This is a genomic window from Actinomadura rugatobispora (assembly GCF_042656285.1).
In the GTDB taxonomy this organism is placed as follows: domain Bacteria; phylum Actinomycetota; class Actinomycetes; order Streptosporangiales; family Streptosporangiaceae; genus Spirillospora; species Spirillospora rugatobispora.
The window spans coordinates 107,441-127,753 of the sequence record NZ_JBHSON010000043.1 but is presented as its reverse complement, the minus strand read 5'-3'; the positions used below and the strand labels follow the sequence as shown (position 1 = coordinate 127,753).

Sequence of the window (20,313 nt, the reverse complement as noted above, 5' to 3'; positions counted from 1 at the left end):
CCGGGGCGGCCTGAGTCTCTACAAGATTCTCAAACAGCTCCAAGTGCTGCTCGCCACCTGGAGCGGCCGATGCCCCACATGCCACCAGCACCCACCATGACGAACTAACAAAGCCCTACTAGGGGCCCGAGGAAGAACCACACCGTGGTCAAGAACGCGTCCGGCGGCGGATAGTTCGTCGCCGGTCTCCCTTTCGCGACGGCGCGTGCGGGAAGGGTCCGCGCTGTGGACGGGCTCGCGCGGGCGTCGCCCGACGGCACGCCGCGAGCCAGAGGGGGAGCGTTGGATCTCCAGATCCTTCCGCTGGCCATCACGATGATGGCGGGACCGCAGATCATGTCGGCCATCATCCTGGTGACCACGAAGCGGCCGGTGCGCGTCTCCCTGGCGTTCCTGCTCGGGGTGGCCGTCGCCGTGGCGATCGGGGTCACCATCACCCGCGGCGTCTTCGCGCTCCTGGGCGGCAGCGTGTCGTTGGGCGATCCCGCCGACAACGGATCCGTGGGCAAGATCATCCAGTATGTGCTGGTCGCGCTGCTGATCGCCGCCGCGCTGCGCAACTACGTCAAGCGGGCGACGATCGAGCCGCCCAAGTGGCTCGGAACGCTCATGGAGGCCACTCCCCGCCGGGCGCTCATGACCGGCTTCCTGGTGATCGTCCTGATGCCCTCCGACATCGTGATCATGCTGACCGTGGGGGCCCACCTGGAGCAGCACCACCTGGGCGTGGTCGCCGCCCTGCCGTTCCTCGGGCTCACCGTGCTGATCGCGGCGCTGCCGCTGCTCGCCCTGCTGCTGTTCCACAAGCGCGCCGAACGCGCCATGCCCGGTGTTCGCACGTGGATGAACACCCACAGCTGGCTCATCAACATCATCTGCTGCCTGATCTTCATCCTGATCATCCTCTGAGGACCGGGCGGCCCGCGGCGCATGTCACCCGCGGCAGGTGATACGCCGTCCGCCGTCGCCCGGACATGCTGCTGGGGAGGGACCGCACCGGGCGGTCCGCCGACGGAGACGAGACGGCATGGCCATCGGACCTGTTCAACTGGTCGTCCTGGGATTCGAACGGCCCGACTTCCACGGCGAGATCATCGACGAGCTGGAGCGGCTGCGCGAGAGCGACACGGTGCGCGTGATCGACTCGCTGGCCGTCTACAAGGACGAGGACGGCAATCTGGAGGTGGAGCACCTCAGCAACCTCAGCACCGACGAGGCGATCGAACTCGGCACCAAGATCGGTGCCCTCATCGGCCTGGGCATCGAAGGCGAGGAGGGCGCGGAGGCCGGGGCGCAGGCCGGTGCCGAGGCGATGGCCGGTGGCGCGGGGGCCCTCGACGAGGAGGACGCCTGGGACGTGGTGGCGGACATCCCGAACGACTCCGCCGCCGCGCTGGTGCTGCTGGAACACCACTGGGCGGTGCCGCTGCGCGACGCGGTGCTGCGCGCCGGGGGCTACCGGATCGCCGATGCGTTCATCAGCCCCCTCGACCTGGTCGAGATCGGGATGTACACGGCCGAGGAGGCCAAGCAGCTGCACGATCTCGAAACGGCCGCGGTGCGCAGGTGAACGTCACCGGGTACGGAAGGAAAGGAGCACGATGATGTTCGGAAGCCGTAGGGTCGCTCGGCGCACCTCGCGCCGGACCGCGCGCCGTACGTCACGCCGCCGCGCCTGAACGAGCAAGGCCCGTTCCGGTGAACGACGGGCAGGACGAAGGGTGTTCGAGCACGGGCCGCGAGCACCGGCCCGAACACCACCTCAGCCCCTCTCCGGCAGGCCGGAGGGGGGCTGCCCACGCCGCTGCACGCACTGAGCAGGCCGCGGTGGTGGCCGGCCGCGCGCAGGGGCGAGTGCTCGCGGACGGTGGTCAGGTGGGGCCGGGGTGCCAGGGGTGGAGGCGGGGGATCCAGGCGGGGACGGCGCGGCGGTACCGCTCGTACTCGGGGCCGAAGCGGCGGAGGAGGACCGGCTCCTCGCGCCAGCGCACGTAGGCGGCCGGGACGATCCACACGACGGCGGCGTACACGAGGAGGACGGGCCGGACGAGCAGCAGCGCCTCGCCCAGGACCATCGCCAGGATCGCCACGTACATCGGGTTGCGGACGTAGCGGTAGAAGCCGCCGACGACGAGGCGTTCGGGAGCCGCGGCGGGGAGCGGGGCCCCGAGCCCCTCCACGACGAACCGCCGGAACGCGTGCGCGATCACGTACAGGCCCGGCAGGAACAGCAGCAGGCCCGCCGCGCGCAGCGGCCACCACGAGGCGAGGGCGTCGCCGGATTCCAGCCCGGTCAGCCACCACGGCACCAGCAGGGCGACGGTGATCGGCATGAGGGAGAACGCGACGCTGACGAGGGCCGCTTTCTTCGTGCTCCTGGTCATGGGCTCACCGGCCTCAAGAGTTCAACGCATGATGAATTCCTCGTCCCAGAGTAGTCCGGCGGGCGCGGGGCGTCGAGGGGGTGAGATTCGGCGCGATGTGATCGAACGGGTTGACCGAACAGGATTCGGCTTCTAGGTTCCTTGCGGGCGGCCGTTCGTCAGTGTCGCCGGGGGACGACCCCGGCTGGAGGAGCCGAGATGAGCCTCACCGTGGAGGAGGCGGGCCGAGCGCTCGCCGATCCGGGCGCGTACGCCGACGAAGCACGGCTGCACGCGGCGCTGACGCTGCTGCGCCGCGAGGATCCGGTGCGCTGGGTGGAGGCGCCCGGCTACAACCCCTTCTGGGCGATCACCCGGCACGCCGACGTGCTGGAGATCGAGCGCGACCACGAGGTGTTCCTGAACGCCCCGCGCCCGCTGCTGGCCACCGCCGTCCAGGACGAGATCAACCGGACCCGCGCCGAGCAGGGCATCGGGCTGCGGACCCTGGTCCACATGGACGACCCCGACCACCGGGTGGTGCGGGCGATCGGCGCCGACTGGTTCCGCCCCAAGGCGATGCGGGCGCTGGAGCCGCGGATCAGGGAGCTGGCCCGCCGGTACGTGGACCGGATGGCGATCCTCGGCGACAGCTGCGACTTCGTCCGGCAGGTGTCGGTGCACTACCCGCTGTACGTGATCCTGTCGCTGCTGGGGCTGCCGGAGTCGGACTTCGACCGGATGCTCAAGCTGACCCAGGAGCTGTTCGGCGGCGACGACACCGAGCTGCGCCGCGGCGAGACGCCCGAAGAGGTCCTCGAGGTCCTCATGGAGTTCTTCGCCTACTTCCAGGAGCTCACCAAGGCGCGGCGGGCGCGGCCGACCGACGACCTGGCCTCGGCGATCGCGAACGCGACGGTCGACGGGGAGCCGCTGAACGACTTCGACACCACCTCCTACTACGTGATCATCGCGACCGCGGGGCACGACACCACCAGCTCCACCATCTCCGGCGGCCTGCACGCGCTGATCGAGCACCCCGACCAGCTGCGCCGCCTCCAGGACGACCCGGGGCTGATGCCGCTCGCGGTGGACGAGATGATCCGCTGGGTGAGCCCGGTCAAGGAGTTCATGCGCACCGCCACGACCGACTACGAGCTGCGGGGCGCCACGATCCGCGCGGGCGAGTCGGTGGTGCTGTCCTACCCGTCGGCCAACCGGGACGAGGACGTGTTCGACGACCCGTTCCGGTTCGACGTCGGGCGCGATCCGAACAAGCACCTGGCGTTCGGGTTCGGCGTCCACTACTGCCTGGGGGCGGCGCTGGCGCGGATCGAGACCCGGGCGTTCTTCGAGGAACTGCTGCCCCGGCTGGAGTCGATCGAGCTGGCCGGGACCCCGGAGGGCACGGCGACCACGTTCGTCGGCGGGCTGAAGCGCCTGCCGATCCGCTACTCGTTGAGAGGTTGAGCCGATGCGCGTCGAAGCCGCGGTCCTGCGCGCCGCCGACGGTCCCTACACGGTCGAGCCCGTGGAGCTGTCCGATCCCGGGCCGGGCGAGGTGGTCGTGCGGATCGCCGGAGTCGGGTACTGCCACACCGACATGGTCGGCCGCGGCATGCCCGGACCCGTGATCCTCGGGCACGAGGGCTCGGGCGTCGTGGAGGCGGTCGGGCCGGGGGTGACCGAGGTCGAGGTCGGCGCGCACGTGGTGCTGTCCATCGACTCCTGCGGGACGTGCCGGAACTGCCGCGACGCGCGGCCCGGCAACTGCGCGCAGATGGTCGAGCTCAACATGCTGGGCATGCCGCTGGACGGCGTGCCGCGCGTGAAGGACGGGCAGGGCGAGCAGGTCAACAACCGGTGGTTCGGGCAGTCGTCGTTCGCCTCGCACGCGCTCGCCACCGTCCGGAACGTGGTCCCCGTCGACCAGGAGGCGCCGCTGGAGCTGCTCGGCCCGCTGGGCTGCGGCGTACAGACGGGCGCCGGGTCGGTGCTCATCTCACTGGGCGTGGGGGTGGGCGACAGCATCGCCGTCTTCGGCACGGGCGCGGTCGGCCTCGCCGGAGTGATGGCCGCGCGGGTCGCCGGGGCCGCGACGATCGTCGCCGTGGACCTGAACGACGCCCGCCTCGAACTGGCCCGGGAACTGGGCGCCACGCACGTCCTGAACGGCGCCGAGGACGGCCTGGTCGAGAAGATCAAGGAGATCTCCGGCGGCGAGGGCGTCCAGTACTCCTTCGACACCACCGCGGTGCCGAGCGTCGTGTCGGCGGCGGTCGCGTGCCTGCGCACGACCGGCGTCTGCGGCCTGGTGGGCGTCGGCGGCGAGGAGTACCGGTTCGACCCGACGCTGCTGCTGATGGGCCGCACGGTGAAGGGCATCATCGAGGGCGACGCCGTCCCGCAGACCTTCATCCCCCGGCTGGGCGAGCTGTGGCGGCAGGGCCGCTTCCCCTTCGACCGGCTGATCACCACCTACCCGCTCGCGGAGATCAACCGGGCCGAGGAGGACGTCAACGCCGGGAAGGTCGTCAAGCCCGTCCTGCTCCCCGGCGGGTAGCGCCTCCGGCGTTCAGCGGACGCGGTGGAGGAGGTCCTCGCCGGAGGCCAGCCGGCGGCAGTTCTCCACCGCGACCGCGAAGTAGCGGTCCCAGGTCTCCCGGGTCAGCCACGCCACGTGTGGCATCGCCACGACGGTGTCGAGCGCGAGCAGCGGGTTCCCGGCCGGGACCGGCTCGTGCTCGAACACGTCCAGCCCGGCCCCGCCGAGCCGCCCGGACGCCAGCGCCTCCACCAGCGCCGCCTCGTCGATGATCGCGCCGCGGGCGGTGTTGACGACGATCGCGCCGGGCGGCAGCAGCGCCAGCCGCTCCCGGTCCAGGAGGTGGTGGGTCTCGGCGGTCAGCGGGATGTGCACCGAGACGATGTCGCTGGCCCGCAGCAGGTCGTCCAGCTCCCGCCAGGCGGGGTCGTCGGGGCGGGGCCGCCGCGAGGTGTAGAGGACGGTCGCGCCGATCGCCTCCAGCATGCCGCGCAGCAGGCCCGCGATCTGCCCGCCGCCCAGCAGCCCCACCGTGCGGCCGCTCAGCTCCCCGCCCACCAGCGCCCGGTCGGCGGGCCAGCCCCGCCCCTCCCGGGTCCGCGCGTCGAAGGTGACCACCCGGCGCAGCGCCGCCAGCATCAGCAGCAGCGAGGTCTCCGCGACCGCCTGCGCGTTGGTGCCCGGCATGTTCGCGACCGCGACGCCGCGTTCGGCGGCGGCGTCCAGGTCGATGGTGTTCACCCCGGTGCCGAGTTTCTGGACGAGCCGCAGCCGCGGCGCGCGGGCCAGGTCGGCGGCGGTGAGCGGGCGCAGCACGTGCCAGATCACCTCGGCCTCGGGCAGCAGCTCGGCGAACCGCTCGTCGTCCTCCTCCGGGCAGCTCGCCACCTGGAGATCCACGCCGTTCGGATCCACACCGGAGAAGTCGGTGTCGTAGTGCAGCAGTACCCGCATCCCGCGCTCTCCTTGATCGTCGGTATTCCGTAGTATTCCGCGAGGTGCGAGGGGGGTCCCATGCTGGAGTTGCGAGCGCTCGGCCGTCCGGTCGTGCAGGCGCCGATGGCGGGCGGCGCGTCGACGCCCGCGCTGGCGGCGGCGGTGTCGGAGGCGGGCGGCCTCGGATTCCTGGCGGCCGGGTACAAGACCGCCGCGGCGGTGCGCGCGGACATCACCGCGACGCGGGCGCTGACCTCGCGGCCCTTCGGTGTGAACGTCTTCATGCCCGCGGCCGGCGCGGTCGACGAGGCGGCGGTGGCCGCGTACCGCGAACGGCTCGTCCCCGAGGGGGAGCGGCTGGGCGCCGAGCCGGGCGACCCGTCCGCCGCCGACCGCACCGACGCCTACGACGACAAGATCGCCGACCTGCTCGCCGATCCGCCCGCCGCGGTGAGCTTCACCTTCGGCTGCCCGGACGCGGCCACCGTCCGCGCCCTCCGGGAACGGGGCGCGCTGGTGATCGTGACCGTGACCACGGCGCGGGAGGCCGTGACCGCCGCCACGTCCGGCGCCGGCGCGCTGTGCGTGCAGGGCGCGGAGGCGGGCGCGCACCAGGGCTCGTTCACCGACACCGGCGGGCTGGACGACCCGATCCCGCTGCGCCGCCTGCTGGCCGCGGTCCGGTCCGTCACGACGCTGCCGCTGATCGCCGCCGGGGGCCTCGGCACCGGAGCGCAGATCGCCGAGGTGCTGGGGCTGGGCGCGGTCGCGGCCCAGCTCGGCACCGCGTTCCTGCGCTGCCCGGAGAGCGGCGCGAGCGCCGTGCACAAGGCCGCGCTCACCGACCCCCGCTTCACCCGCACCGCGCTGACCAGGGCCTTCAGTGGACGGCCCGCGCGCGGCCTGGTCAACCGGTTCATGGAGGAGCACGGGGAGCACGCGCCCGCCGCCTACCCCGACGTCCACTACATCACCGCCCCGCTGCGCAGGGCGGCCTCCGCGCGCGGCGACGCGGAGGCCGTGAACCTGTGGGCGGGCACCGCGTACCGCCTGGCCCGGGAGGCCCCCGCCGCGGAGATCGTCGCCGCCCTCACCGCCGACGCGCGCCGCCCCTGACCTAACGCTCCACCGGGACGGGCGGGACGCGGGTGAGGCAGGCGGTGTCGCCGGTCTCGCGGTGCTGCAGGAAGTGCCGCGCGATCCCGGCGGCGCAGCCGGTCGGCTCGGCGTCCGGGGTGTGCCCGGCGTTCGGGACCTCGACCATCCGCGCGTTCCGGAACTGCCGCGCGGCCTCCCGGCTCTCGCCGGGCGCGGTGACGGTGTCGAGGTCGCCGGCCATCACCAGCACGGGCGCGCCCGTCGCGGGCGGCGCCGTCGACTGGGCGCGCCCGCCGCGATCCGGCCAGCGCAGGCACCAGTCCGGCTCGCTGTAGCCGTCGGTCCACCCGGCCGCGCTGAACGGCTCGAACGCCCGCGCGGGCAGCGCGTCCCGGCGCTGGACGTACTGCCGCTCCCGCACCCGGAACGGCGCCCGCATGTCGAACGCCTTCGGATAGTCGTTGCAGATCACCGACAGCCCCGCGCCCAGGCTGTAGGCGCGGCCCGCCTGCGGCAGGTCGGCCGTGCGCAGAAGGTCCTGGCGGGCGAGGCCGACCAGGCGGCCGGGACGGCCCCGCAGCGCCTCCCGCACGACCTTCGGCAGCGCGCCCCAGCGGCCGACCTCGGAGGCCGCGCTCGCCCCGTACACCACCGCCGCGAGCGCGGCCTCGTCCAGCCGCACCGTGCGGGGCCGGCCGCCGACGGTCACCTCGTACGGGATCGGCCGGTCGCGGAGCCGCTCGGCCAGCCGCCCCACGTCCGCGAGGACCCGCTCCCCGTCGCAGCCGCCGTCGCGCACGCACACCCGGCGGACCGCCTCCCGCACCGCCGCCGCGTTCGGCCGCTTCCACGGGTCGGACGCCAGCGGGAACGCCCCCGACAGCACCATCGAATCGACCTTCCCGGGATGCCGCTGGGCGTACACGGTCATGAGGTACGTGCCGTAGGAGAGCCCGAGCAGCTTCAGCCTGGGCGCGCCCAGCCGCGCGCGCAGATCGTCCAGGTCGTCGGCGATCGCCGCGGAGGTGTGGTGGCGGGCGCGGTCGCCGAGGGAGCGCCCGCACCGTCCCAGTTCCTCGACCAGCGGCGCCCCGCGCAGCGTGAACACGTCGTCCCGGACGTCGCAGTCCAGCCACCCGGACACGCCCATGCCGCGCGGGTCCATCAGCAGCAGCTCGTGATCGTTGAGGAGGTCCCCGGCGGCCTGGACGAACATGTCCGCCTGGGCCACGGCCGATCCGCCGGGCCCGCCCGGATTGACGGCGATCATGCCCGCGGACGGGCGGGCGGCGTCGCGGCGGCCGATCAGCGCGTACCCGACGCGGGTCGTACCGGCGGCGGGGTTCGCCCGGTCCAGCGGGACGGTGATCGTCCCGCATCGCGCCCCCTCGGGGCAGGGGATCGGGGCGGGGGCGCGTGCCGCCGCGGCCGAACCGGGGACCAGCGTGGACACCGCGAGCGCGAGGGCGGAGACCGCGGCCGCCGCCGTGGTGAAACGGATCGTGGGTCGCATACCGACGATGCTCGCCGCGCCCGACCCGCGCCGCCATCAGGGCAGCCCCCGGCCCGCCCTCCACCCAGGTCTACTTCGCGGGGTCGGGCTCCTTGGAACGGGCGTCCGGCTCCCGCTCGCCGAGGTCGTCCCGTTCATTGATCTTGGACGTGTCGCGCGGCTCCGCGAACGGCTCCCCGCCGTCCCCGCCCGCCCCGATCGCCCGGCCCCGGGCCAGCTCGGCGTCGAACTCGGCGCCCACCAGGATCGCCACGTTCGAGAACCACATCCACACCAGGAAGATCACCGCGGTGGCCAGCGCGCCGTAGGTCCGGTTGTAGGAGCCGAAGTTCGCCACGTACACCGCGAACCCGGCGGAGGCCGCCACCCACACCAGCACCGCCAGCACGCAGCCGGGGGTGACCCAGCGCCGGCCGGGCTGCCGGACGTTGGGCCCGGCCCAGTACAGCGTCCCGATCGCCACGATCACGATCGCCAGCAGCACCGGCCACTTCAGCACGCCCCACGCGGTCACGAACGCCGAGCCCAGCCCCAGCAGCCGCCCGGTCTGCTCGGCCAGCCGCCCGGTGAAGGTGATCGCCAGGGCGCTGGAGGCCAGCACGACGATCATCGCCAGGGTCAGCAGCATCCGCAGCGGCGCCAGCTTCCACAGCGGGCGGCCCTCCGGCATGTCGTAGACGGCGTTCAGCGCCCGGATCAGCGCCCCCACGTACCGCGACGCCGACCACAGCGCCAGCAGCAGGCCGACCCCCGCCATCACCCCGGCGGTGGGCGCGGTGCCCTGCAGGCTGTCCAGAATGCCGATCATCGAGTCGCGGAACCGCCCCGGGGCGAGCTGGCGCACGTTGTCGGCCAGCGTCCGCTTCCCGGACGCGCCGAGCAGCCCGACCAGCGACACCGCCATGATCAGCGCGGGGAAGAGCGAGAGCACGCCGTAGTAGGTCAGCGCCGCCGCCCAGTCGACGAGGTTGTCGTCCATGAACCCGCGGACCGTCCGCCGCACCACGCCCCACCACCCGCGGACCCCCAGCCGCGAGGGCTTGTCCGGTGCCTCCTCGTCGTCCGCCGCTTCCGCCGTCCCGTCCCTGCGCCACCACTTCGCCACGCGCCTGCTTTACCCGAGAAAGGGGGATCGATTCGTGATCGCGGCGTACGCGGCTTTGCGGGGGCTTGGGCATATCAGGCCCTTCCTCGGGTACCCGGCCCAAACGGAATCAAGCGGCCAGAAGGACACTGGGGGCACGAACCGCCATGGCGAACTCCGCCGAGAACGGAAGCGACAAGCAACGTCAGCTCGACCCCCACCGGGTGGACCCCGAGGGGAAGCTGACCACCGACCAGGGCATCGGGGTCGACGACACCGACAACTCGCTGCGGGCCGGCGAGCGCGGCCCCACCCTCATGGAGGACTTCCACCTCCGCGAGAAGATCACCCACTTCGACCACGAGCGGATCCCGGAACGGGTCGTGCACGCGCGCGGCGCCGGCGCCTACGGGCACTTCCACGTCTACGACGGGTCGCTGGCCGAGTACACGGCCGCCGACTTCCTCACCGACCCGTCCCTGAGCACGCCCGTGTTCGTGCGGTTCTCCACCGTCGCCGGCTCGCGCGGGTCCGCCGACACCGTACGGGACGTGCGCGGCTTCGCGACCAAGTTCTACACCCGCCAGGGCAACTTCGACCTGGTCGGCAACAACATGCCGGTGTTCTTCATCCAGGACGCGATCAAGTTCCCCGACTTCGTGCACGCGGTGAAGCCCGAGCCGCACAACGAGATCCCCCAGGCCGCGTCCGCGCACGACACCCTGTGGGACTTCGTCCAGCTCCAGCCCGAGACCATCCACATGATGATGTGGCTGATGTCCGACCGGGCACTGCCGCGCAGCTTCGCGATGATGCAGGGCTTCGGCGTGCACACCTTCCGGCTGGTGAGCGCCGAGGGCCGGGCCACGTTCGTGAAGTTCCACTGGAAGCCCACCCTGGGCACCCACTCGCTGGACTGGGACGAGACCCAGAAGATCGCCGGCAAGGACCCCGACTTCAACCGCCGCGACCTGTGGGACACCATCGAGGCCGGCCATTACCCCGAATACGAGCTGTGCCTGCAGCTGGTGCCCGAGGAGGACGAGCACAGGTTCGACTTCGACCTGCTCGACGCCACCAAGATCATTCCAGAGGAGCAGGTTCCGGCCCGCCCGGTCGGACGGCTCGTCCTGGACCGCAACCCCGACAACTTCTTCGCCGAGACCGAGCAGGTCGCCTTCCACCTCGGCAACGTGGTCCCCGGCATCGACTTCACCAACGACCCGCTGCTCCAGGGCAGGCTGTTCTCCTACCTGGACACCCAGCTCATCCGGCTCGGCGGGCCCAACTTCCCGCAGCTGCCCGTCAACCGGCCGGTCGCCCCGGTGCGCAACCACCAGCGCGACGGCTACCACCAGTCCGACATCCACACGGGGCGCGCCGCGTACCACAAGAACACCCTGTCGGGCGGCTGCCCGGCGCTCGCCGGCGACGGGGCCGGACCCGCGCCCGGCGCGTTCACCCACTACCAGGAGCGGGTGGACGGCAACAAGATCCGCAAGCGCAGCGAGAGCTTCCAGGACCACTACAGCCAGGCGACGCTGTTCTGGAACAGCATGGCCGACTGGGAGAAGGCGCACATCGTCGCGGCGTTCCGGTTCGAGCTCGGCAAGGTCGAGACCGTGCCCATCCGCGAGGGCGTCGTCGACCACCTCAACCACGTGGACCACGACCTGGCGCTCCGGGTCGCCGAGGGCATCGGGGTGGAGCCGCCCAAGCCGTCCAACACGCCCAACCACGGCCGCAGCTCGCCCGCGCTCAGCCAGGCGAACGCGCCCCGCGAGAGCGTCCGCACCCGCAAGGTCGCCGTGCTGGCCGCGGAGGGCGTCGACTCCGCGGACATCGCCTCGGCCGCCGACGCCCTCACCAACGCCGGCGCGGTCGTGGAGGTGCTGGCCGCCAAGGACGGGACGATCCAGGCGGGCAACGGCGCGAGCGTCGAGGTCACCCGCGCCATGTCGACGGTCGCGTCCGTGCTGTACGACGCCGTCCTGATCCCCGGCGGCGCCGAGTCCGCCCGCACGCTCAAGAGCGACGGGCTCGCGGTGCACTTCGTCGCCGAGGCGTTCAAGCACGGCAAGGCGATCGGCGCCGTCGGCGACGGCATCGAGGTCCTGGAACGCGCCGGGCTGCCGGGCGTCGCGTACGCCGGAAACGGCGACGGCACCCGCTCCGACCGGGGCGTGGTGACCCGCCGCGGCCCCGCCGACGACTTCGCGCCCCGCCTGATCGAGGCGATCGCGGCGCACCGCCACTGGGACCGCGACCGCGACGCCGTACCCGCCTGACAAGGAGAGGACGATGACCCGACCCGACCCCCCGGACGTCGAGCTGCTCTGGGACGAGTTCCACCAGGTCGTGAACATGACCTCGGACGAGATCCGGGTCTGGCTGCTCACCGACGCCGCGGGCGAGAGCGGGGCGTTCCCCGCCGACCCCGGGATGGAGCTGCCGGAACTCGGCACCCGCGTGGTCGATCTGCTCCGCAAGCGCAAGGCCGACCTGACCGGGGCCGACGCCGACGTCATGCGCAAGGTCGTGGAGTTCGTCGAAGACCAGGTCGCCGACGCGCCCCCGGACGCCGAGCAGGACGACGCCTGGCGCCGGTCGCTGATGACGGTCGGCCACGACCCGCTCAAACCCTGAACGACGAGGGAGACCATGCCCGCTCGGAGCGCACGGCGGTGAACGAGCAGCCCGCGCCCGAGGCGACCGACCCGAAGAGCACCCGTCCCAAGGGCCACGCCCACGGAACCGACAAGGGCGACAAGGGCGGCGGCGTACCACCCGACCAGCAACCCCCGCACCCGTCCTGAGCTCAGCAAGGCGACGGGCCCGTGCGGAACGTCTCATGGGCCCGCCGGATCAGTGACAGGCAAGGCCCGTGCCGACAACGGACATGAGCACGACCACGCCCTGTACGCCGGCCAGCAACCACTCTTGATCGCGGCGCACGAGGCCGCGCGGGTCCTTGGTCTCGGCCACCGGTCCGGACATGTGCACCTCCTCCGGCGCGCATCATCGTCTGGAACCTCACCCCCGGCCGCACGCCGCATGCCAGGAGCGAGAGGCTGCTACGGAGCGGCCGGCTGCCGCGCCGGAGAGGCCAGGCCGCCCCGTGCTCGAAGCCACGGCGGCCGCGCCCGCCCTGGTGACCTGCGTGCGGCGTCCGGATGGGGCGACCGGCCACTCAGGGCCCCGCCGCCACCCCCCCCGCAGGGTTCGGCCGGTCGGGGGCCACGTGGTGCTGTACGGCCGCTCGACGATCGAGAGGGACGTGCGGCCGTACGACGCGGAACCGCGGCCCCAGGCGCGCGCCTCAGCCTGGGACCGCGGGGCCTCAGACGGGCGCGTGGGGCCGGACGAGCGCGCCCAACTCGCGCTCAACGTAGGCGACCGCGCCCGGGATGTCGTGGCGCCGGGCCATGAGCGCACCCGTGGACGAGCGGAACCACAAGCCGTCCCGCTCGCACGCCACGTTCACGGTCTCCCCGACGACCGGGTTCGACGGATGCCAGACCCGCAGCCGCCCCGGCACCTCGTGATACCGAGGAACCGCGCACCAGCCCTCGGCCATAAGTGCTCCGCGCAGCGCCTCCAACAGTTCGACGTCACCGGTCACAGGTTGACCCCCGCGCCTGGCTCCAACGGGTGCTGGTCGCCCTTCCAGACCACATCCCCGTCGGCTGCCCGGCGCGCGTGCGTGACCCCGAGGAACTGCGCAAGCGCGCCGATGAGGAGCCGCGCGTTTACCGGGACACCTATTACGACCGGGCGGACGGCTCGTTCACCGGCCGCGGCCGGGAACTGCGCGTGCGCGTGGTCGAGCAGGGCGGCACCTGCCAGACGATCCTGACCTACAAGGAACCGGCCGTCGACGAGGCGTCCGGGTCCAAGCCCGAGCACGAGACCAAGGTCGCGGACGCGGCCGTGATCGACACCGTGCTGCGTGCCCTGGGCGCCATCGAATACGTCCGCCTCACGAAGGACTGCGCCAACTACCGGTTCAACGCCCATGGCCGGGACATGCTGGCGACAATGGTCACCGTCCCTGAACTGGACGGGACGTTCGTCGAACTGGAAACGCTCGCCATCGAGGCAGACCTGAGCGAGGCACTCGGCGCCGTCCGCGCGGTCCTGGCCGAGCTTGGCATCACAGACGCGGACCTGACGACCGAGCAGTACACCGACGCCGTACTCAACGCCCGTGCCTGAGCCCGCGCACCGGCGTATCCGGACAGTCCTGGACTGGTCGCGGCCGCATCGGACGCTGCAGGCTGTGGTCGAAAGTGTTCGAGCCGGCGGCAACGTCGCCCAGATGGTTGATTCCAAGGGATGGCCTGAGGACATGTATCCCTCCACGGCCGGCGCCTGCGCCGGACTTCAGCAGCGGCAGCCGGTACTGCGCGCCGGGCCTTCGTGCTCACCCTTGAGGTACCGGTGGATGCGGTCCAGTCGCTCGCGGTCCGCCGGGAGATTCGCCAGGCCCCTTGTCTGCCGCTTCCCACGGGGTGACATCGGGCACGGCCATGCTCATCCCGGTCGACCCCTTGCCATATCTATCGAATCTCGATAGATTCTTATCGTGAGTCGATCGAGGGAGGCGTCGTGGGAGAGCTGACAGTGCGTGCGCTGCGCGTCGTGCTCGCAGGGGTGCTCGCCAGCACCGTGTTCGTACAGGCGGTGCTGATGTGGGCGCTGGTCAGCGGGAGCGACCCGGAGGACGGGTCGCTCCCGCTGACCTCGCTCCGCGTGATCGTGATCCTGGGCGTCGTGACGGGCCAGGTCGTCGTGGTCTGTGTATGGCGGCTGGTGACGATGGTGCGACGCGGAACCGTGTTCTCCCATGCCGCCTTCCGGTACGTGGACGTCGTGGTCGGTGCGATCGCGGCAGCCGCCCTCTTGTGGTTCGCGCTCACGGCCCTCCTGACCGTCATCATGGGCGGGATCGGCATGGCGGTCCTGGGGGCCGCGCTCATCGTGCTCATACTGCGGATGCTGCTTGCCCAGGCCGTCGCGCGCGACGTCGAAGCGACGCGGATGCGGGCCGAGCTGGACGAGGTGATCTGATGCCGATCATCGTCGACATCGACGTGATGCTGGCCAAGCGGAAGCTGTCGGTGGGCGAACTCGCGGACCGCGTCGGGATCACCCCCGCCAACCTGGCGGTGCTCAAGAACGGCCGCGCCAAGGCGGTGCGCTTCGCGACACTCGCCGCGCTCTGCGAGGCGCTCGACTGCCAGCCGGGAGACCTGCTGCGCTTTGAGGCCGAGGACACCGCGGACGGGCGACATCAGCCGTCGGCGACGGTGGCCAAGGCCGAAGTGGAAGACCGACTCTAGACTTCTTGATTCCCCAGGATCTGGCTGCGGACATGCAGTGAGGGTGTCCAAGATCGTTTTGTGACGAACGACGTCTGCGGGCGGCAACGGCGCTGGTCCCGCACATTGAGCCAGGTCCCCCCGCTGTGGGAGGACGACGTGCGGGTGGCGGACTCGACCCCGGTGGAGTGCGGCCGGTCCCGGCAGGCCGCCCGCCGCAGCGCGCCGGCCGGGTGGGCCGAGTACGGTCACCGCGCGTCGCATTCGCGATTCTTCTGGGGGCTGCGGCTGCACCTGCTGTGCACGCTGGGCGGGCTGCCGGTGGCGTTCGCGCCGAACGCAGGAGCAGCTGTCACTCCTCGCCGTCGCCGAGTTCATGCACCGACGACCTGAGCAGCGTTATCGCACCTTCGCGGCTGTCAGTTGTGCTGGACACCTTGGAGATAGTCGGTCACGGCGCCGACCCTGCTCTTCTCACCCCCTCGCTGAGGTGTGGGTGCCTCGCTGTTCGCTAGGGGATCTCGGTTTGGGGGGTGTAGCCCTCTTCTTCGCCGCCTGGGGCGTCGGCTGGGGCGTTGGGCGGGTCGGTCGGGCCTGGGGTGTGCTCGTCTGCGAAGTCCTGGTCGTCCTCCTGCGGGGCGCCGCTCTCGGCGCGGCGGTCCGCAAGCGGCTTGTCACTGTCGTCCTTGCGCTCGGTCATGTGTCCTCCCCTTTTGCGGTAGGCGATACCCGTGGGGCGGGTCCCAACCGGGCTCGGGAGAATTCGTGTATGAGCGAACGGTTCGTGGTGCTGACCGGGGGTCCGGGGTCGGGGAAGAGCACGCTGGTCGAGGAGTTGGAGGAGGCCGGGTTCGCGCGGTCGGATGAGGCCGGCCGCGGGGTGATCCGCGACCAGATGGCGATCGGCGGCCCGGGGCTGCCCTGGAAGGATCCGGACCTGTTCGCCGAGCTGATGCTGTCGTGGGAGCTGCGCTCGTACGGACTGGCGGCGTCGTCCGGTCTGGTGTTCTTCGATCGCGGCGTCCCGGACATCGTCGGCTACCTGCGGCTGGAGGGGCGGCCCGTACCGGCGCATGTGATGGAGGCGGCGCGGGCCTTCCGGTACCACCGCCGGGTGTTCGTCGCGCCGCCGTGGCCGGAGATCTACCGGCGGGACGAGGAGCGCAGGCAGTCCCTGGAGGTCGCGGAGCGGACCCACGCGTCGATGGTGGAGACGTACCGGGAGTTCGGCTACGAGCTGGTCGAGCTGCCGCGCGTCCCGGTCGAGGAGCGGGTCCGGTTCGTCCTGGACGCCCTCGACCGGGGATAAACCAAGTAGGTCCGAAAGGGCACGCTGCGGATTTATCTGGCCGGAACCCCCGCATCGCGCACGTTCATTACGTGCTCAGCGCTGTCAGGACTGGGACGGCCTGGAGAGGTAGTAGTAGATCGAGACGTCCTCTGGGGCATGGAGTCTTTCTTCGCCGTCTGCGCCGACCATGAGCACCCAGCCTTCGGGAGTCGACCCGTAAGCCGTGCCGGGTTTCGTGATAGCGAACGGTCCGGTCCCGTTCTGGGCCCAAACTCGTGCACCGATGGTGACATCGTGGCCGTCGCGGGTGCGGTATCTCGCCATGGGCCGCTTGATATCAGCCGGGCTTGCCGCCGCCAAGCGTCCACCAGGCCAGTTCGTCGTCCTGCTGGGTCAGTTCCCGCGACCGCCTGCCACGGCTTTTGCGACATCGCCCAACGCCCGCGCTTGAGCCGGTAACGGCCCGCCAACTCGTCCCCTGCCCTCATGCTGATCAACGTAGTCGGGCGCCCCGGTGTGCGGTATCGCTGTGGGGTGCTCACAGGGGTACGACGGCGTCCGCGGCTAGGCGGGGCGCACCGAGAGGGTGTGGCGGAAGACGTCGCGCGGGTCCCACCTGGCCTTGACCTGCTGGAGCCGGGGGTAGTTGTCCCGGTAGTAGAGGGTGTGCCAGGGCGCGCCCCTGTTCCAGGCGGGGTCGGCCAGGTCGGCGTCGGGGTAGTTGATGAACGCGCCGTCGCCGGGCGCCGGGACGCCGCCGGTGTCGGCGTACAGGTCGCGGTAGAGCTCCCGCAGCCAGGCGATGTGCCGGTGGTCGTCGGCGGGGTCCTCCCAGCCGTTGACCAGGAAGACCTTCATGATCGTGTCGCGGTGCGGCGTCGCCGTCGCGTCCGGGGCGACGGTGTTGACCCGGCCGCCGAAGGTGTAGAGGTTGAGCATGCCGCCCAGGTAGTCGTAGTCGGTCCGGGTGAGATGGTGGTGCAGGACGTCGATCTGCCGGTCGCTCAGGCGGCGGCGCAGGTACGACGACTTGGCCTTCAGCCGGTAGTGGGGGCCGGGTTCGCCCGGCGATCCGGCCAGGGCGGCGGCCAGCCAGGGCTGGTTCCTCACCTGGCGGACCGGGGTGACCGGGACGCCGCGGTTGATCGCGGCCAGATGGTCGTCCAGCAGCCGTTCGGCGCCGGACGCGGCGGCCACCTGGCCGATCATGCCGAGCGTCCCGGCCGGCCGGCGGTTGAGCTGGAGCTCGCTGTAGAGCCGGGTGGACGGGGAGTCCGGCGCGCTGTTGCGCTCGGCCCATGCGCCGTAGTTGCGGACCATCCGGGCGAAGGACGCCTTGTCGAACCCGTTCCAGTCCCAGGTGATGGTGAAGGTCAGCACGGTCGGCGGCGGCGCGGGGAGCAGCCGGGCGGGGTCGTCGCCGCGCGCGCCGGGCGTGCGGAACCAGTAGCGGGTGACGATGCCGAAGTTGCCGCCCCCGCCGCCGGTGTGCGCCCACCACAGGTCCCGGTTCGGGTCCGTGGCCTCGCGGGTGGCGACGACGCTGCGGGCCCTGCCCGCTCGGTCCACCACGACGACCTCGACCGCGTGGAGGTGGTCGACGGCCAGGCCCATCGACCGTGACAGCGGGCCGAAGCCGCCGCCCAGGACGTGCCCGCCGGCGCCCACGGTGGGGCACCATCCGGCGGGGATCGTCACGCCCCAGCCCAGGTAGAGCCTGCGGTACACCTCGCCCAGCAGGGCGCCCGCCTCCACGGCGAACGCGCGGCGGCCCGGGTCGTAGTAGACGGCGGTCATGGCGGAGGTGTCGATGACGACCTGCACGGCGGGGTCGGCGGCGAAGTCCTCGAAGCCGTGGCCGCCGCTGCGGACCGTGACCCTCTTGCCGCCGTCGACCGCCTCCTGCACGGCCCGGACGACGTGTTCGGTCGTGCCGACCACCCACACGTGCTCGGGCCGGCCCACGAACCGCCGGTTGTAGCCGCGGGTGGCCAGGGATCGGTGGCGCGGGTCGTCGCGTCCGACCTTGGCGGGGCCGGGCGGGAGCGGGCAGCCGGGTTCCGCTCCGGCGGGGCCGGCTCCAAGGGTGGGGACGGCGATGCCCGCCGCCGTCGCAGCCAGGCCGCCGCGCAGGACGTTCCTTCTGGTTCGCTCGGTCATCAGGGCTCCTCGGTCAGGTTGCCCTCAACCTAGGAACGCGGCCGCGAAGAATCAGTGGGCCTGGCTCCACCGGAGCGGTAGGCGCAACTCCCCAGTCGCGTGACAGATGACAGGTCCCCCGCCGCCTGCTTAGCGTCGGCCTTATCACCGACATACGTAGGGTTCGGACCTGTTGGCGGGAGAGTGTTCAGGAGTGTCCATGAATACCCATGCGTGCCTATGGCGATGTGCCGCCACGGCGTCCGAGCAGCAGAAGTCGATTGCATGTTCGAGTTATGTCACTTAAAGTGTTCGTCATGTCGCGCACCGCTTCCGGTGGTGCTGCCGCTCCCGGCCGCGCAGCCCGCCCCCCAGGCGGCGGGGTGCGTCCGATCGCGCCGCCGTTCGTGGCGGCGGGCCCGCCGGGGGTGGCGGTGCGTGACCGTCTCAAGGGCCTGACCGCTGCCGACGAGCGGGTGTTGCGGCTGGTGGGGGCGCATCTGGGGTCGCTGGCCGCCCGGGATCTGAAGGCCCGGTGTGGCGATGGCCTGGCGCATGATGCGGATCGGTGGGCGGCGCGCAAGCGGGAGTTGACCGGGGTGTCGTCGGCGCGGTGGGCCGGTTCGATCACCAAGGCCACCCATGACCAGTGGGCCCTGGCCCGCCGCGCCCAGCACGCGCACATCCAGGGCCTGGAGGCGGGAGTGCGGACGCTGGAGCACCGGCTGTCCCTGCCCATGGGAGCCAGGGGTGCCGGGCGGGCGCCGGGCGGGTACGGGTCCCGGCGCGAGTGGTTCGCCAAGTCCCGCCGCCTGGCCGTTCTGAAAGACCGGCTCACCGGTGAGCGGGCCGACCGGGACGCCGGGATCGTGCACGTGGTACGCGGCGGCAAGAGACTCGCCCGCACCCGCCACCATCTCGGCGATGCCGGGCTCACCGAGCGGCGGTGGCGGGAGCGCTGGGAGGCCCGGCGATCGTTCCTGGCCGCCGATGGCGAGAGCGGGAAGCGGTGCGGTAACGAGACCATCCGCCTCACCCCCGGCGGCCAGGTGTCGATCCGCCTCCCCGCCCCCTTGGCGTCCCTGGCGAACGCTCCGCACGGCCGCTACGTCCTGGCCGCCCGCGTCGCGTTCCGGCACCGGGGCGCCGAGTGGGCCGACCGCGTCCAGGCGGACCGGGCGGTGGCCTACCGCATCCACCACGACCCCGAACGCGACCGCTGGTATCTGACCGCGTCCTGGCAGCGCAGCCCCGTCCAGGCGATCCCCCTCCGGACGGCGTGCGCGCGGGGTGTGGTCGGGGTGGACGCCAACGCCGACCACCTGGCCGCATGGCGGCTCGACCCCTGCGGCAACCCCATCGGCGACCCGCACCGCTTCGGCTACACCCTGACCGGCACCTCCACCCACCGTGACGCGCAGATCCGGCACGCCCTCACCCGCCTGCTGCACTGGGCCGTATCCTGCGGCGTGGTCGCCATCGCCATCGAAGACCTCGACTTCACCGACGGCAAGACCCGGGAGAAGCACGGGCGGCGCAGGCGGTTCCGGCAGCTGATCTCCGGCTTCCCCACCGAGAAACTGAAGGCACGGCTGGTGTCGATGGCGGCCGAAGCGGGCTTGGCGGTCGTGGCCGTCGACCCGGCCTACACATCCCAGTGGGGTGCCCAGCATTGGCAGAAGCCGCTGCGTACCCCACGCCGTGAAGTGTCCCGGCACGATGCCGCGAGCATCGCGATCGGGCGACGCGCCCTCGGGCACCCGATCCGGCGACGGACGGCACCGCCCCCTGCTCACCGGAGCGATGAGCAGGGGCATCGGACCGCCCAGGCCCGACCGGGTAGCCGAAGGCGTGAGGGAACCCGCCCACCCGTCACGGAACCTGCACACGATGCACCCAGCCGGACGGGCAGACGAACGCGGGTGACCAGCGCATCCAACACCGTTCGGGATACGCGCAGTTCCGGGAGTCGGCATCAGATGCCAATCCTGCACACTGAAACTGAATAGGAACGGTTGTGGAC

At 71.9% G+C, this 20,313-nt stretch carries 21 protein-coding genes and 1 pseudogene; 14 read left to right on the top strand and 8 right to left on the bottom strand.

Annotated elements, in window-relative coordinates:
- The first annotated feature begins 282 nt into the window (after positions 1–282).
- Together ACFPZN_RS28810 and ACFPZN_RS28805 are read left to right on the top strand one after the other, a co-directional pair.
- On the top strand, positions 283–909 hold the full coding sequence (locus ACFPZN_RS28810; RefSeq protein WP_378285369.1) for a GAP family protein: 627 nt from the start codon (positions 283–285) through the stop codon (positions 907–909).
- Positions 910–1,027: 118 nt separating this feature from the next.
- Complete coding sequence (locus tag ACFPZN_RS28805) at positions 1,028–1,570, top strand: hypothetical protein (RefSeq protein ID WP_378285368.1); 543 nt, start codon at positions 1,028–1,030, stop codon at positions 1,568–1,570.
- Positions 1,571–1,871: 301 nt separating this feature from the next.
- Here the strand turns inward: ACFPZN_RS28805 and ACFPZN_RS28800 are convergent, their stop codons facing one another.
- Positions 1,872–2,384, bottom strand: a complete 513-nt coding sequence (locus ACFPZN_RS28800; RefSeq protein WP_378285367.1) for a methyltransferase family protein — start codon at positions 2,382–2,384, stop codon at positions 1,872–1,874.
- Positions 2,385–2,582: 198 nt separating this feature from the next.
- Between ACFPZN_RS28800 and ACFPZN_RS28795 the strand changes: the two genes are divergently transcribed.
- Both ACFPZN_RS28795 and ACFPZN_RS28790 read left to right on the top strand, forming a co-directional pair.
- On the top strand, positions 2,583–3,833 hold the full coding sequence (locus tag ACFPZN_RS28795; protein ID WP_378285366.1) for a cytochrome P450: 1,251 nt from the start codon (positions 2,583–2,585) through the stop codon (positions 3,831–3,833).
- A 4-nt stretch (positions 3,834–3,837) separates the two neighbouring features.
- Entirely contained in the window at positions 3,838–4,926 is a 1,089-nt protein-coding gene (locus ACFPZN_RS28790; protein WP_378285365.1) for an NAD(P)-dependent alcohol dehydrogenase, read from the top strand.
- 12 nt (positions 4,927–4,938) lie between these two features.
- On the opposite strand, the gene ACFPZN_RS28785 is transcribed toward ACFPZN_RS28790, so the two are convergent.
- On the bottom strand, positions 4,939–5,862 hold the full coding sequence (locus ACFPZN_RS28785) for a 2-hydroxyacid dehydrogenase (RefSeq protein WP_378285364.1): 924 nt from the start codon (positions 5,860–5,862) through the stop codon (positions 4,939–4,941).
- Between the two features lie 60 nt (positions 5,863–5,922).
- Between ACFPZN_RS28785 and ACFPZN_RS28780 the strand changes: the two genes are divergently transcribed.
- A complete protein-coding gene (locus tag ACFPZN_RS28780) occupies positions 5,923–6,960 on the top strand; it encodes a nitronate monooxygenase (protein WP_378285363.1) in 1,038 nt (345 codons plus the stop codon).
- Between the two features lies 1 nt (position 6,961).
- Here ACFPZN_RS28780 and ACFPZN_RS28775 read toward each other — a convergent pair whose 3' ends face one another.
- Both ACFPZN_RS28775 and ACFPZN_RS28770 read right to left on the bottom strand, forming a co-directional pair.
- Positions 6,962–8,455, bottom strand: coding sequence for an alpha/beta fold hydrolase (locus ACFPZN_RS28775; protein WP_378285362.1), 1,494 nt, complete (start codon positions 8,453–8,455; stop codon positions 6,962–6,964).
- A gap of 70 nt (positions 8,456–8,525) precedes the next feature.
- Complete coding sequence (locus ACFPZN_RS28770; RefSeq protein ID WP_378285361.1) at positions 8,526–9,560, bottom strand: YihY/virulence factor BrkB family protein; 1,035 nt, start codon at positions 9,558–9,560, stop codon at positions 8,526–8,528.
- Positions 9,561–9,706: 146 nt separating this feature from the next.
- Between ACFPZN_RS28770 and ACFPZN_RS28765 the strand changes: the two genes are divergently transcribed.
- From ACFPZN_RS28765 to ACFPZN_RS28755, 3 genes are read left to right on the top strand one after another with little or no spacing between them, the layout of a single operon-like run.
- Positions 9,707–11,827, top strand: coding sequence for a catalase (locus ACFPZN_RS28765; RefSeq protein ID WP_378285360.1), 2,121 nt, complete (start codon positions 9,707–9,709; stop codon positions 11,825–11,827).
- Between the two features lie 13 nt (positions 11,828–11,840).
- The gene (locus ACFPZN_RS28760; protein ID WP_378285359.1) at positions 11,841–12,185 is read left to right on the top strand and encodes a DUF3140 domain-containing protein; all 345 of its coding nucleotides are present in this window, start codon (positions 11,841–11,843) and stop codon (positions 12,183–12,185) included.
- Positions 12,186–12,223: 38 nt separating this feature from the next.
- Entirely contained in the window at positions 12,224–12,355 is a 132-nt protein-coding gene (locus ACFPZN_RS28755; RefSeq protein ID WP_378285358.1) for a hypothetical protein, read from the top strand.
- Between the two features lie 49 nt (positions 12,356–12,404).
- Here the strand turns inward: ACFPZN_RS28755 and ACFPZN_RS28750 are convergent, their stop codons facing one another.
- Positions 12,405–12,536 carry a hypothetical protein gene (locus ACFPZN_RS28750; RefSeq protein ID WP_378285357.1) on the bottom strand — a complete coding sequence of 44 codons (132 nt, stop codon included), beginning with the start codon at positions 12,534–12,536 and terminating at the stop codon, positions 12,405–12,407.
- Positions 12,537–12,879: 343 nt separating this feature from the next.
- On the bottom strand, positions 12,880–13,161 hold the full coding sequence (locus ACFPZN_RS28745) for a hypothetical protein (protein WP_378285356.1): 282 nt from the start codon (positions 13,159–13,161) through the stop codon (positions 12,880–12,882).
- A 77-nt stretch (positions 13,162–13,238) separates the two neighbouring features.
- Here ACFPZN_RS28745 and ACFPZN_RS28740 point away from each other — a divergent pair, with 77 nt between their 5' ends.
- The 4 genes and pseudogenes from ACFPZN_RS28740 to ACFPZN_RS56805 all read left to right on the top strand — a co-directional run.
- The gene (locus ACFPZN_RS28740; RefSeq protein ID WP_378285355.1) at positions 13,239–13,754 is read left to right on the top strand and encodes a class IV adenylate cyclase; all 516 of its coding nucleotides are present in this window, start codon (positions 13,239–13,241) and stop codon (positions 13,752–13,754) included.
- A gap of 393 nt (positions 13,755–14,147) precedes the next feature.
- On the top strand, positions 14,148–14,609 hold the full coding sequence (locus tag ACFPZN_RS28735; RefSeq protein ID WP_378285354.1) for a DUF2975 domain-containing protein: 462 nt from the start codon (positions 14,148–14,150) through the stop codon (positions 14,607–14,609).
- Positions 14,609–14,881 carry a helix-turn-helix domain-containing protein gene (locus ACFPZN_RS28730; protein ID WP_378285353.1) on the top strand — a complete coding sequence of 91 codons (273 nt, stop codon included), beginning with the start codon at positions 14,609–14,611 and terminating at the stop codon, positions 14,879–14,881. The genes ACFPZN_RS28735 and ACFPZN_RS28730 overlap by 1 nt, the downstream gene beginning before the upstream one ends.
- A 123-nt stretch (positions 14,882–15,004) precedes the next feature.
- Positions 15,005–15,193, top strand: a pseudogene (locus tag ACFPZN_RS56805) (IS982 family transposase); the annotation flags it as partial.
- Between the two features lie 178 nt (positions 15,194–15,371).
- Here ACFPZN_RS56805 and ACFPZN_RS28720 read toward each other — a convergent pair.
- Positions 15,372–15,560 carry a hypothetical protein gene (locus ACFPZN_RS28720; protein ID WP_378285351.1) on the bottom strand — a complete coding sequence of 63 codons (189 nt, stop codon included), beginning with the start codon at positions 15,558–15,560 and terminating at the stop codon, positions 15,372–15,374.
- A 69-nt stretch (positions 15,561–15,629) separates the two neighbouring features.
- Here ACFPZN_RS28720 and ACFPZN_RS28715 point away from each other — a divergent pair, with 69 nt between their 5' ends.
- The gene (locus ACFPZN_RS28715; protein ID WP_378285350.1) at positions 15,630–16,169 is read left to right on the top strand and encodes an AAA family ATPase; all 540 of its coding nucleotides are present in this window, start codon (positions 15,630–15,632) and stop codon (positions 16,167–16,169) included.
- A 546-nt stretch (positions 16,170–16,715) separates the two neighbouring features.
- Here ACFPZN_RS28715 and ACFPZN_RS28710 read toward each other — a convergent pair.
- The gene (locus ACFPZN_RS28710) at positions 16,716–18,311 is read right to left on the bottom strand and encodes an FAD-binding oxidoreductase (protein ID WP_378285349.1); all 1,596 of its coding nucleotides are present in this window, start codon (positions 18,309–18,311) and stop codon (positions 16,716–16,718) included.
- Between the two features lie 296 nt (positions 18,312–18,607).
- Here ACFPZN_RS28710 and ACFPZN_RS28705 point away from each other — a divergent pair, with 296 nt between their 5' ends.
- Positions 18,608–20,299 carry an IS200/IS605 family accessory protein TnpB-related protein gene (locus ACFPZN_RS28705; RefSeq protein WP_378285348.1) on the top strand — a complete coding sequence of 564 codons (1,692 nt, stop codon included), beginning with the start codon at positions 18,608–18,610 and terminating at the stop codon, positions 20,297–20,299.
- Positions 20,300–20,313: the final 14 nt, after the last annotated feature.

What these genes read in the sequence shown, in the direction of transcription:
- ACFPZN_RS28775 (WP_378285362.1), bottom strand. Translation starts at nt 8,455, where the DNA reads ATGCGACCCACGATCCGTTTCACCACGGCGGCGGCCGCGGTCTCCGCC.
- ACFPZN_RS28730 (WP_378285353.1), top strand. Translation starts at nt 14,609, where the DNA reads ATGCCGATCATCGTCGACATCGACGTGATGCTGGCCAAGCGGAAGCTG.
- ACFPZN_RS28780 (WP_378285363.1), top strand. Translation starts at nt 5,923, where the DNA reads ATGCTGGAGTTGCGAGCGCTCGGCCGTCCGGTCGTGCAGGCGCCGATG.
- ACFPZN_RS28760 (WP_378285359.1), top strand. Translation starts at nt 11,841, where the DNA reads ATGACCCGACCCGACCCCCCGGACGTCGAGCTGCTCTGGGACGAGTTC.
- ACFPZN_RS28750 (WP_378285357.1), bottom strand. Translation starts at nt 12,536, where the DNA reads ATGTCCGGACCGGTGGCCGAGACCAAGGACCCGCGCGGCCTCGTGCGC.
- ACFPZN_RS28785 (WP_378285364.1), bottom strand. Translation starts at nt 5,862, where the DNA reads ATGCGGGTACTGCTGCACTACGACACCGACTTCTCCGGTGTGGATCCG.
- ACFPZN_RS28805 (WP_378285368.1), top strand. Translation starts at nt 1,028, where the DNA reads ATGGCCATCGGACCTGTTCAACTGGTCGTCCTGGGATTCGAACGGCCC.
- ACFPZN_RS28710 (WP_378285349.1), bottom strand. Translation starts at nt 18,311, where the DNA reads ATGACCGAGCGAACCAGAAGGAACGTCCTGCGCGGCGGCCTGGCTGCG.
- ACFPZN_RS28790 (WP_378285365.1), top strand. Translation starts at nt 3,838, where the DNA reads ATGCGCGTCGAAGCCGCGGTCCTGCGCGCCGCCGACGGTCCCTACACG.
- ACFPZN_RS28800 (WP_378285367.1), bottom strand. Translation starts at nt 2,384, where the DNA reads ATGACCAGGAGCACGAAGAAAGCGGCCCTCGTCAGCGTCGCGTTCTCC.
- ACFPZN_RS28720 (WP_378285351.1), bottom strand. Translation starts at nt 15,560, where the DNA reads ATGACCGAGCGCAAGGACGACAGTGACAAGCCGCTTGCGGACCGCCGC.
- ACFPZN_RS28715 (WP_378285350.1), top strand. Translation starts at nt 15,630, where the DNA reads ATGAGCGAACGGTTCGTGGTGCTGACCGGGGGTCCGGGGTCGGGGAAG.
- ACFPZN_RS28765 (WP_378285360.1), top strand. Translation starts at nt 9,707, where the DNA reads ATGGCGAACTCCGCCGAGAACGGAAGCGACAAGCAACGTCAGCTCGAC.
- ACFPZN_RS28705 (WP_378285348.1), top strand. Translation starts at nt 18,608, where the DNA reads ATGTCGCGCACCGCTTCCGGTGGTGCTGCCGCTCCCGGCCGCGCAGCC.
- ACFPZN_RS28795 (WP_378285366.1), top strand. Translation starts at nt 2,583, where the DNA reads ATGAGCCTCACCGTGGAGGAGGCGGGCCGAGCGCTCGCCGATCCGGGC.